11 protein-coding genes are annotated in these 11,917 nt (G+C 43.5%); 1 reads left to right on the top strand and 10 read right to left on the bottom strand.

What is annotated here, in order from left to right:
* Positions 1-15: 15 nt before the first annotated feature.
* The 10 genes from BMY09_RS20345 to BMY09_RS20390 form a co-directional block, all read right to left on the bottom strand.
* Positions 16-1,485 carry a mannose-1-phosphate guanylyltransferase/mannose-6-phosphate isomerase gene (locus BMY09_RS20345; RefSeq protein WP_091361909.1) on the bottom strand — a complete coding sequence of 490 codons (1,470 nt, stop codon included), beginning with the start codon at positions 1,483-1,485 and terminating at the stop codon, positions 16-18.
* Positions 1,482-1,961 (bottom strand): GDP-mannose mannosyl hydrolase, encoded by a 480-nt coding sequence (locus BMY09_RS20350; protein WP_091361911.1) that lies wholly within the window; start codon positions 1,959-1,961, stop codon positions 1,482-1,484. Before BMY09_RS20350 ends, BMY09_RS20345 begins: the two co-directional genes overlap by 4 nt.
* Positions 1,962-2,106: 145 nt before the next feature.
* On the bottom strand, positions 2,107-3,066 hold the full coding sequence (fcl, locus tag BMY09_RS20355; RefSeq protein ID WP_091361913.1) for a GDP-L-fucose synthase: 960 nt from the start codon (positions 3,064-3,066) through the stop codon (positions 2,107-2,109).
* Between the two features lie 119 nt (positions 3,067-3,185).
* Positions 3,186-4,310: a GDP-mannose 4,6-dehydratase gene (gene gmd / locus BMY09_RS20360; protein ID WP_091361915.1), complete on the bottom strand. Its 1,125-nt coding sequence runs from the start codon at positions 4,308-4,310 to the stop codon at positions 3,186-3,188.
* Between the two features lie 17 nt (positions 4,311-4,327).
* Entirely contained in the window at positions 4,328-5,059 is a 732-nt protein-coding gene (locus BMY09_RS20365) for a WecB/TagA/CpsF family glycosyltransferase (RefSeq protein WP_175483611.1), read from the bottom strand.
* Positions 5,060-5,093: 34 nt separating this feature from the next.
* A complete protein-coding gene (locus tag BMY09_RS20370) occupies positions 5,094-5,957 on the bottom strand; it encodes a sulfotransferase domain-containing protein (RefSeq protein WP_091361919.1) in 864 nt (287 codons plus the stop codon).
* Positions 5,929-6,843 carry an O-antigen ligase family protein gene (locus tag BMY09_RS20375; RefSeq protein WP_175483612.1) on the bottom strand — a complete coding sequence of 305 codons (915 nt, stop codon included), beginning with the start codon at positions 6,841-6,843 and terminating at the stop codon, positions 5,929-5,931. Before BMY09_RS20375 ends, BMY09_RS20370 begins: the two co-directional genes overlap by 29 nt.
* 224 nt (positions 6,844-7,067) lie before the next feature.
* Positions 7,068-8,279 (bottom strand): glycosyltransferase family 4 protein, encoded by a 1,212-nt coding sequence (locus BMY09_RS20380; RefSeq protein WP_091361923.1) that lies wholly within the window; start codon positions 8,277-8,279, stop codon positions 7,068-7,070.
* A gap of 42 nt (positions 8,280-8,321) precedes the next feature.
* Positions 8,322-9,506, bottom strand: a complete 1,185-nt coding sequence (locus BMY09_RS20385; RefSeq protein WP_091361925.1) for a hypothetical protein — start codon at positions 9,504-9,506, stop codon at positions 8,322-8,324.
* Positions 9,507-9,537: 31 nt separating this feature from the next.
* Complete coding sequence (locus tag BMY09_RS20390; protein WP_091361926.1) at positions 9,538-10,974, bottom strand: undecaprenyl-phosphate glucose phosphotransferase; 1,437 nt, start codon at positions 10,972-10,974, stop codon at positions 9,538-9,540.
* A gap of 269 nt (positions 10,975-11,243) precedes the next feature.
* On the opposite strand from BMY09_RS20390, the gene BMY09_RS20395 reads away from it, so the two are divergent.
* A complete protein-coding gene (locus tag BMY09_RS20395) occupies positions 11,244-11,747 on the top strand; it encodes a hypothetical protein (RefSeq protein ID WP_091361928.1) in 504 nt (167 codons plus the stop codon).
* The last annotated feature ends 170 nt before the right edge of the window (positions 11,748-11,917 follow it).

The following is an 11,917-nucleotide window of genomic DNA, read 5'->3' on the forward strand; positions in this document are numbered from 1 at the left end:
AGTTTCAATAATCAACTAAGCCCTCCCATACTGATCTTCCAGGCGCACGATATCATCCTCTCCCAGATAGGAACCGGACTGAATCTCGATCAGCTCAAGCTCGACTTTGCCCGGGTTTTCCAGGCAGTGGATCTCACCTAACGGGATGTAGGTGGACTGGTTTTCAGTCACCAGGAAGGTTTCCTCCCCTTTGGTGACCCTCGCAGTTCCACTCACCACAATCCAGTGTTCGGCGCGGTGATGATGTTTCTGCACAGATAAACGCGCACCGGGCTTAACCGTAATGCGCTTCACCTGATAGCGGTCACCCAGATCGATCGAATCATACTTGCCCCAGGGGCGGTACACTTCGCGGTGCTGGAAGGTTTCATTACGACCCGCCCCCTTAATCTCAGCAACGATCTTCTTCACATCCTGAATCTTGTTTTTATCCGCCACCAGCAGCGCATCGGGGGTATCAACAACGATCAGGTTATCCACACCCAGGATGGTCACCAGCCGGTTTGAAGACATAACAAAAGAGTCGCTGGTGTCGTGGGCGATCACATCCCCATCCAGCACATTACCCCGGCCATCTTTAGCCTTGATCTCCCACAGTGCCGCCCAGCTACCGACATCGCTCCAGCCAGCGTCCAGCGGTAGTACTACAGCGCGGTCGGTCTTCTCCATCACCGCATAATCCACCGACTCATCCGGACAGGCTTCAAAGGCCGCACTGTTTACCCGGACAAAATCCATATCCGCAGATGTATCAGCCATCGCCTTTTGACAGGCTTCAAGAATATCAGGGCGGAATTTACCCAGCTCTTCCAGATAACGGTCAGCCCGGAACATAAACATACCGCTATTCCAGTAATAGCCATCTTCAGCCAGATAAGATTCCGCAGTCTCCAGATCAGGCTTCTCAACAAACGCTGATACAGGGAAAGCCTCAGATAATGCATCCTGCCCTTCCCCGCCCGCTGGCATCGGCTGATTAACCTCGGCTTTGATATACCCATAACCGGTTTCAGGATGGGTTGGCACAATCCCAAAAGTCACCAGACACCCTTCCTGAGCCAGAGGCTGCGCTTTAGCTATAGCATCACGAAAAGCTGCTTCGTCTTCAATAACATGATCGGCTGCCAACACTAGTAATATAGGGCTTTGTTGCTCGTCGTCCTTTCGGACATCGGACAAGCGCAGCGATCGGACCTCAGACTCGGCTTGTAAAGCAGCCAGAGCAATCGCCGGAGCGGTATTGCGTCCAACCGGTTCGAGAAAAACGGAACAGGGCTGGTTCATCACCCGCATCTGCTCTGCGGCCAGAAAACGATGCTCCTCATTGCAGATCAGGCTCACCTGATCAACCGCGCCCAGACGCTTAACCGTCTCCTGCAACATTGAAAGATTGCTGTTCAGCTGTAAAAACTGCTTAGGATACTGAGTACGGGAAAGAGGCCACAGGCGGGTACCGGAACCACCGGCCATAATTACAGGGATCATACGGAATATCCTTTTTCGTTCATGAAATACCACTTTGAATGAATATGTACATCATCAGCACCTAATAGTTCGGTTTCGCTTAACCATTGATAATCACTGTGCTGTTCAACAGGCAGCGCTGACACAGACTCGCTCAATTCTATTACAAATGCGTTAACAACGTAATGTGTCGACACCGCATCACTCAAAGCGCTGTCATCATAGAAATGTTCATACAGCCCCAGATATCGGGCGCTCTGAATCGGCACTTTAATACCAAGCTCTGCCTCAGTCAGGCGTAGAAACGCATCCGCCAGGGTTTCATTCTTCAACACCCGGCCACCCGGCACAAACCAATAATCTTTAGCGGGTTTATTCAGCCTTTTACCCAGCAAAACACTGCCATCAGGATCTTTTACAACCAGATCAATCGAGATCAACGGCGTGGAATCGACGACTAAACGAAAATTATCAGATGTTAAGTAGCTATTACTCATATACGAACATCGCCTTATTCGGATTGTAAAATGAAGATCGCTTCGCTAGCCCGAACATTGCATTTGTCCGAACGCAGCCTTCGCCTGCTTGTCCGCTTTTTCGGACGACGGACAAGCGAAGCGCTCGGACATCTGACCTCGGCTCTTACCCCCGAAAATCATCCTGATGCTGTAAAAACCACTCATAGGTCATCGTCAGGCCCTCTTTCAGGCTGATTGAATGCTTCCAGCCCAGGGCATTGAGTTTACTGACATCCATCAGCTTACGGGGGGTGCCATCCGGCTTGGTTGAATCAAACACAACCTCCCCCTCAAAACCCACAACCTCAGCCATGGTCAGTGCCATCTCAGCGATGGTGCAATCTTCGCCGGTACCGACGTTAAGGTGTGACAGCATGGTTTCGGTGTTGGCCTGATAAGTCTCAACATCGGCATTCATCACGAATACAGACGCCGCGGCCATATCATCCACATGCAAGAACTCACGCATCGGTTTACCAGTACCCCATACAACCACTTCAGCATCACCCGCCAGTTTTGCTTCGTGGAAACGGCGCATCAGTGCAGGGATGACATGAGAGTTTTCCGGGTGGAAGTTATCGTTTTCACCGTAGAGGTTAGTGGGCATTACACTGCGGTAATCCACACCATACTGACGATTATAAGATTCACACATCTTAATACCGGCAATCTTGGCAATGGCATAAGGCTCATTGGTGGGTTCGAGCACACCGGTCAGCAGAGCGCTTTCCTGCATCGGCTGTTCAGCCAGCTTCGGGTAGATGCAGGACGACCCCAAAAACAACAGTTTCTTAACACCGGACTGATACGCGGAGTGGATCACGTTATTCTGAATCGTCAGATTCTGGTAGATAAACTCAGCCGGGTATTCATTGTTCGCCCAGATACCGCCCACTTTAGCCGCAGCCAGATACACCTGATCGAATTTATGTTCATCAAAGAAGCGGGCAACATCGCTCTGAGACAGCAGATCCAGCGCCTGCCGACTGGCGGTTATCACCTCAACCGAATCATCAGCCGCCAACTGGCGACAGATAGCAGACCCCACCATACCGTTATGGCCCGCTACAAAAACTTTAGTCATATTTTTAAATCCTTAAAAATAGAAGTCCGAACGCTTCGCTTGTCCGCATTTTCAGACCTCGGACTTCTGCCCTTCCGGACCTCGGACACGCGAAGCGATCGGACCTCGGACTTCGGCTCTCAACCTTCCAGAGCAACGCTGACGTCATAACCGTGCTTTTTCAGCAGGGCGTGTTGCTTGGCATTGGTCAGGTCGTTCTGCACCATCTCTGCACACATCTCTTCAACGGTAATTTCCGGTGTCCAGCCCAGTTTCTCTTTTGCTTTGGACGGATCACCCAGTAGGGTTTCCACTTCAGCAGGACGGAAGTACTTAGGATCAACCCGCACAATCACATCACCCACCTTGACTGCAGGCGCGTTGTCACCTTCAACGGCAACCACTTCAGCATACTCATCAACGCCTTCCCCTTTAAACTCAAGGGTAACGCCCACTTCAGCAGCTGACATGCGCACAAACTCACGTACGGAGATCTGCTTGCCGGTAGCGATCACAAAGTCTTCCGCCTGATCCTGTTGCAGCATCATCCACTGCATCCGCACGTAGTCTTTAGCGTGGCCCCAGTCACGCAGTGCATCCATGTTGCCCAGATAGAGACATTTCTCAACACCCTGCGCGATATTGGCAACAGCACGGGTAATCTTCCGGGTAACAAAGGTTTCACCCCGGCGAGGGGACTCATGGTTAAACAGAATACCGTTACAGGCATACATCCCATAGGATTCACGGTAGTTTACGGTGATCCAGTAGGCATACATCTTGGCACAGGCATAAGGGGAGCGGGGGTAGAATGGCGTGGTCTCCTTCTGCGGAATCTCCTGCACCTCACCAAACAGCTCAGAGGTGGATGCCTGATAGAAACGGGTCTTTTTCTCCAGCCCCAGAAAGCGGATCGCTTCCAGCAGGCGCAGAGTACCAATCGCATCCACATCAGCGGTATATTCCGGTGATTCAAACGACACCGCCACATGGGATTGAGCGCCCAGGTTATACACCTCATCCGGCTGAATCTGCTGGATGATACGGGTCAGGTTTGAGGTATCGGTGAGATCGCCATAGTGCAGATGAAAGTTAACATTCGCCTCATGAGGGTCCTGATAGAGATGATCGACACGCTGGGTATTAAATGAAGAAGCCCGGCGCTTAATTCCGTGTACTTCATAGCCTTTTTCCAGCAGGAACTCGGCAAGGTAAGAGCCATCCTGGCCGGTAACGCCGGTGATCAATGCAACTTTCTTTGACATCAACTTTTCCTTTCTAATCAGTTAAATTTTTTACCGAGCAACCACTGCTGCAGAAAATAATAGATAAATCGGGGGTTTTGCTTAAGGTATCGCTTCCAGAGGCGTTTCGGTTCGCTGACTAATCTAAACAGCCATTCTAACCCAAATTTCTGCATCCATCTTGGAGCATGCTTCTTACTTCCAGCAATAAAATCATAGGCAGCGCCAACACCAAGCATTACGCAGCGAAGTCTATCTTTATGCTCCGCCATCCAATACTCCTGTTTAGGGCAGCCAATACCCACAAAAAGCACATCAACACCGGCGTTATTGATCTCAGTTACAACGGCAGCATCCTCATCAGGGCTAAGCGCGCGGAAAGGCGGAGAATAAGAATAGACAAGTTTTATACCTGGATAAGTCCTGTTCAATTGATCTTTGACTTGTTCAAGCACCATATCTGACGAACCACCATACAAACCAATCTTCAGTTCAGACTCAGCACTTTTCTGGCAAAGAGCCATCATAATATCCTGTCCGCGCACCTGCTGAGCATCTTTGGCACCTAAAAGCTTCTGAGCCCAAAAAATAGGTCTGCCATCAGGTATCACCAGATCAGCTGAATTTACTACCTTACGGAACTCTGTCGAGTCAAATACTTCCATACACATATGGACATTCGATACGCAAACATATGTACTATAGCCATTTAGATCAGGGTCTATAATCTTATCGATGGCATTTTCGATACCCAGAACATGAGTATCCATTTTAAGTATTCTAGAAACGTTATTCATAAAAGAGCTACCAATTATAGTCCGTTTCATAGCCTAATTTTATCAACAAATCACCTGCAACTGACTTAAATAGCTCTTTATGTTTTGGAGTAAACGCTTCACTCCACCCCCCTAAACCTCCCTTTCTTCCTTTTCTATAAGTATGAGATTTGGAAGGATCAAGATTATTACTTGAAAATTTTTCAATATAATCATCTGGCAAATCTAAATTTAAATTCCTAAATATATCCGCTATAATGTCAAGCCTTTTATTTTCGTCACCATCACCTCGCTCCCCAACAATATCCTCGAAACGAATAGAATAAACATTGCTTTTTTCCAACCATGGAAGCCATCTAGAAAAGTCAACACCTAAACTTGGGTTAGAAATATTCATTCCAAAAGAATCGCCAATACTGACACCTTGAATAGAAGCCTCCAAACATTTATCAAAGGTACACAGAGACTCTTTATAATATTTATGTAAAAATATTCTAGGCTCATTGATAACCCAATTTGCATGACTAACTACAATATCTCTGGGGTCTCTATAGATAAAAAACTGTGCCGAACAGACACTATCTAAAAAACTAGACAACTCCAAATCATAGCTAAGATGAGATTTAACTAAGCACCCTTTAGGAAAGGATAAAACTTTACTCTTAATATGCGATCTAGTATTCATTACACCAGATAAGGACTGAACTGATACAATGTCATCCCAGTACTCCACATTTGCGCATTCAGTCAATATTTGAGACAACAAATGTGTCCCACTTTTAGGAAAAGAATTACAGAGAACATAATCTCCGGATCCGCCAAAAGCACTACGTCCTTTAAAATACAGATCACGCAAATTCAACCTAACTCGTTCTATTGCTTGGTAATCCATTAAACCCTCCAAAATTCTCTTTATTTACGCCTATCAAGGCTAATACAAAAATTAAAATTGGTAGTTGATACTGATTTTCGAACCATGCATCAAATGAAATTCCAACCAAGCTCACAAAGAACATACATTGGACCAGTTTATAATCAACATATCTTTTAGAGTAATAAAAAAATCTAAAGAACAATAAAAGCCATATAAAACCCATTTTCACCATCATATCAACAACTGAGTTATGATTACTAATCTTCATAACATTTTCATACTTCAAAAGAAATTCATGATGCCCAATATAATCAAAATCAATCGATCTATAAGGTTCATCAAAACCAACACCCCAAAAAAAATCATCTCCCAAATAATCAAACGCACCACGTATAAAATCACCTCTTATTCCACTATTTTGATCAATAATATATAATTTTTCTAAATATGAAAAATCCATATAGTTAATAAAAAAAGGAAAACAAATAACAAAAAAAATCACACATAGCATTTGAAATCTTGTAAAAGTTATATATGTGGTTAAAATCATAAGAAATACAATCAATAAAAAGCTAGCTCGATCTGAAAGAGAAAAAGCAATTAAAAACCAAACAACTGAAATACAAACCCTCAACCTGAAAGAAGCTTTATTAGAAAAAAAGAAAAAAGATGTAAATAGAAGAAATGTATTAAAATTCATATACGGGGAAAATTCACCATCCCCACCCCGACCGAAAGCAATATTAACTAAAACAGAAGATACACACAAAAGCAAAAAAACAGGAGAGGAAAAAACCTGATAATAATCAACTCTTTTCAGCAAAGAATAAAAAGCAACATAAAAGAAAAACAACTGAAAATAGTTATTCGATTGAGACATAATATATTCATCATAATCGCCCATAAAATACGACCATAACAAAACAAAAGAAAACCAAAAAAACATCAAAAGAAAAAGCTTATATTCGAAATCAACAAGCTTATAATTCAAGAGAATAGAAATCACCGCAACGATGACAAGGAATGACAAAGAGTACCATAAGGAAAGCGCGTCATATGGAAATATAGCAAGAGCAAAAACCAAACATATACTCAATGAACTTTTCCGACACAGAAACTCTGTGACCATTATAAAATTCCATCCAAATCAACTTTAGAATATTCTACTGAAAGAAGCTTTCTTTTCGCTTCCCATGTAAAATTTTCACGTAATCTTCTATTACCCTCCATACCAATAGACATCCTTAATTTATCATCACCATATAGTTTCACTAAGCTAAACGAGAAACCCTTAACTACAGAATCATAAGAGCCAATATCTACAAGCTCTGCGCACGTTCTATCTAAAATCAAAGCTGCACCTTGATGGTTCATTGCAACTACTGGCAATGATGCTTCCATCGCTTCTAATAAAACATTTCCTGACGTATCCTGGACACTTGTAAAAACAAATACTCCTGCTCGATCAAATACCTCCTTCATATCGAGAAAAGGAACTCTCCCCATAAAAACAACTGTCCCATTCTCTATCATATGTGAGGAATACTCTTTCATTTCATTCTCTAACGGACCATCTCCTACAATTGTGAGTCTGATCGGGATAGCACTTCCAATATCTTTAACAATATCAAGCATTATCAGTAGGGCTTTTCTTTCCTCAATACGCCCCACCCATAATATTTCAAATTTCTCTTTTATGGAGTAATCTCTCCTACTCATTTCTCGTGGATTTATTGCTGTTTCCAAACACATACATGATGCATGCTGAATACTAGACAATAGAGACTTTGTTTCATAATTAGCATACATAACCAAGCTAGATTTTTTTAACGCGAAAAAGACTACTGGATTATATTCTGCAAAAAACTTCATCCATTTTCTAGCAACCTGCTTAACCCATTTTTTTGAGTAAACAACTTTTAACTCAGAAGGAGGAACCTGCCCGCCACCTACAGGCCCCCAAATAAACTTAACCTTAGGGAGAAGCCACAAAAAACCGGGAACATCAATATTATTATAGGTCACATGATGAGCAACAATGTATTTATATTTAGCATGTAAAAAAAACGCAAAAAACAAAACAAAAAACTGCCACACAACATAATAAGGCTTAATAACCTTCCAATAATGCCCCTTATTTTCGCAGCCATATAAATCAAAATAATGAAATTTCACATTATCAGGATAGTTTGCAGACTCAATCATATCCTTATTATATCGCCTAGTAATTACATGTATATCATTCCCGCTTAAAGAATACATCTTAAGCCAATTCCACCCAACATATGCTTCCGAACCATTAATAGGATCGCAAGCAAAAGCAGACAGCAATATTTTCATAAAAAAAACACCTGAAATATAAAGAAATTAAAAAAATAACTCTTACTTAAAATATCTACAACATCCGACTCGAAGAACAAAAACATAAACCATACAACACCCAAGAAGAAACAAGTAATTATAAATAGCAATATCTACTGGAGAAACGCCTTCAGAGCCAGGTAATAAAAAAAACAAATCAACGAGATACGACATTAAAGACCCAAATGACATAACTAAACAGAAGTTATAAAAACCACCGACAGCCTTCACACTATATAGAACAAACTGCAAACTAAAAGCAAATATAGCAACTCCTGCAAGCTTTAATAAATAATAAAAATCCACATCATTATCATAAAAAACATTGAACAACTTAAAGCAATCTAAAGCAAGCCAAACAAGAACCATATATACTATATTAATAACAAAGCCATAAGAATAAAATTCGAGAATACAACCTCTTATATTGTCAACAGTAGTACTAACTTTCTTCATAAGCATTAGCAATATTAAAATATTCAGCGTCATTAATGGCAAAATAAAGTTTAAATATATCTTAAATCTTCCGAGGTCTTCTACACTCCCATAAGAACTCCAATAAACAAATATAGAATTTAATGGATACCAACCTACTATTGACAACAGTAAAAAAACAAAGCCATCACGTTTAAATCTCACAAAAAAGCTATCACTATTTTCAATCGTACTGTTTTCATTTTTTACCATAAACACACAGACTAATATTGAAAATATGGCAATTACACAGAAATAAACTGGAACAATAAAACTCTGAATATCAAAGGAATATACTGCAAGAACAAGCGCCCCAATTACAATCAAATAAAGAGCAGAAACCAACAGAGCGTACTTTCCTAAACCTTTCGACATAAAATATCGTCGAGCAAGCCAAATACCTGAAATACCCCACCCAAAAACAACAAAAAAAATATCACTAAGAATCTCACTATCCCAATCTATAACAAACACAAAAAAAACGTTAGCAAGCATCCACAGAAATATAATCTCCTTATAGGCATCAAATAAATTCAAACAGGATCTATTGACAAAAAGATGTTCTATAACAAGTGAATTTATTATGGTTTGAAACAGCGCAATGAGAGATAAAAGTATCGAGAATTCCCCATAACTCTTTATATCCATAGCTAAAGATAAAACAAATAACAAAACAAAGTTTGTTCCAGAAAAGACCCCTTGATCAACAACAGAAAAGAGCTTATTTTTCATTCGAAAAAATCCATAAAAGGCACCACAGGAACTAGTAAATATCCTTAGAAATCAGACTCAACGGCGTCTTAATCAAGATCTTAATATCCAGACTCAACGACCAGTTATTGATATATGCCAGATCAAACTCCACCCGCTTTTCCATCTTATCCAGGGTTTCGGTTTCCCCGCGATAACCACTGATCTGAGCCAGGCCGGTAATGCCCGGTTTAATCCGGTGGCGCGCCAGATAGGCATTCACTTTATCGGAGTAATAATCGTTATGGGCCACAGCATGGGGCCGGGGGCCGACCAGGGACATGGTGCCCTGGAGTACGTTGATAAATTGCGGTAGTTCGTCAATAGAGGTGCGGCGGATAAAGGCGCCGATTTTCGTAACCCGGGAATCGCCTTTGGTGGCCTGCTTCACCTCTTTATCATCATGCAGGCGCATACTGCGGAATTTCCATACCTTGATTATTTCACCATCGAAGCCGTGACGGTCCTGTTTAAAGAATACAGGTCCTTCGGACTCCCGTTTGATCAGGATGGCGACAATTAACATCAGCGGACTGAATGCCACCAGTGCGATGGCGGCCAGCACTTTATCCATAGCGCTTTTCAGCATGATGTGGCTGCGGCGGGAGGTCATCGGGCTTTCATTAAGGGAGATCAAAGGCATACCCGCGACTTCGCGGATGGAGTGGTTGAGCAGACTAAGACCGAAGATATCCGGCACCCAGATAACATCAACATTCATATCCAGCAAATCGATATGCAGTGCTTCAATAATATCGGATTCGGCCACCGGCAGTGCCACATAGACCCGCCGTATTTTGAACTCTTTAATCAGCAACCTTAGATTTTCTGCCCCCCCTAACAGCGGCAGGGGCAGATCGATCACCTCATCGTCCTGCAGTGGATCATCATCGGATTGGATAAAGCCCATCACCCGGTCAGGCAGCCAGCGATTGCTGTTGAGATTATTCACCAGATTAACTGCCATATCCCCGGTGCCGATAACCAGTGCCGGCAGTTCGCGGGAGAACATGATTTTATAGCGTTTATAGAGAGCGCTCAGCAGATTCATACTGATCAGTTGCAGGATATAGCCGGATACGGCCCACTCTATCAGCACTTCGCGGGAGAAACTTTCACCGCTTTTTGTGACAAAACCCACCAGCGCCAACAGCAGTAACACGTGAAACCAGGCGGTCAGCAGCCGCAGTGCGCTTTTATAAAAGCCCAGTGACTGACGATAGACGCCACGCCGTCGGTAGATGATCCAGACACACAGCAACGCCACCACTGCTAACAAACGATAGTTAGCCGGCACATCGCCTACTTTGAGAAAGGTAAAAAAGAACAGCGTACCACAGACAATCACCAGGTCAGCAAAGTGCTGCACCCAGAATGCCAGTGACTCATGATTGTTTAATAGCCGTCGCTTACGCGCGACAGTGCCATATTGCGTGACGCTGATATTCATCTGCCTGCAACCCCTGACCGATTCCGTATAGCGCGACTCATATCTCCGTGAATCCATAATCGCGCCGTAACTTTTTACACCCGCTACGTTACTGATATATTAACCACCAGAAGATTGTGCAGCGCAACAAAAAAGTCGTAATAATTTTACTCTTTTTCATTGTGCAACCGCAAATTTTGTTTACATCTGGCGACAGTGGTTGTTAGAATCTATTTATTCTTATCACTAAAAGTTTCGGTCGTTATGGCCATAACAAGGAGCAAGCTACTATGCGCCGTTTAATTATTGGTGTTGTAGCAGGGATGTTGTTGCCGTTGTACCCTGCCTTCGCTGACTCTAATGACACGATCATTAGTCAAATCCAGGAGGCTACTCAGGACGCTTCCACACCTGAGCAGATTTCTGCAGCTATCGAAGATATGCTGGCTAACGCTGAGTCTCCTGAACAGCAACAGGCCATTCTGACCGCTGCGATGAGCGTGTATTCTGCCGATGCGGATGCACTGGCTGCCATCGGTTCAGCTGCGAATAATACGGGTATTTCACCTGATGTCGTTACCCAGTCTGCACTGGCGGCCAATGTGAGCCCCACCGACGTACTGGCAGCGACCGCTGCGGGTAACGGCAACGGACAGGGCCCAGGAAATGGTAACGGTCAGGGTAATGGCCAGGGCCTTGGTATTGCGCCCGGACAAACCGGCAACCCGGTTACACCACCGCCATTCGGTAATAATGGTGGCGGCGCTGGCGGCGGCACTGGTAGCCCCAGCTGATCGCTGATATCAAACCGTTAAAAAAGCGCTTTTCAGCGCTTTTTTTTTGGTTCATAGCCCAAAATAACAAAAGCCCTTCTCTGCGGATCATTGTGCCCTTTGGGTACTAAAACCAACCACTCTTAAAAGATATCTCACCACCGAGAACACAGAGTACACCGAGGCAAAGA

Source organism: Amphritea atlantica, from assembly GCF_900111095.1.
Taxonomy (GTDB): Bacteria; Pseudomonadota; Gammaproteobacteria; order Pseudomonadales; family Balneatricaceae; genus Amphritea; species Amphritea atlantica.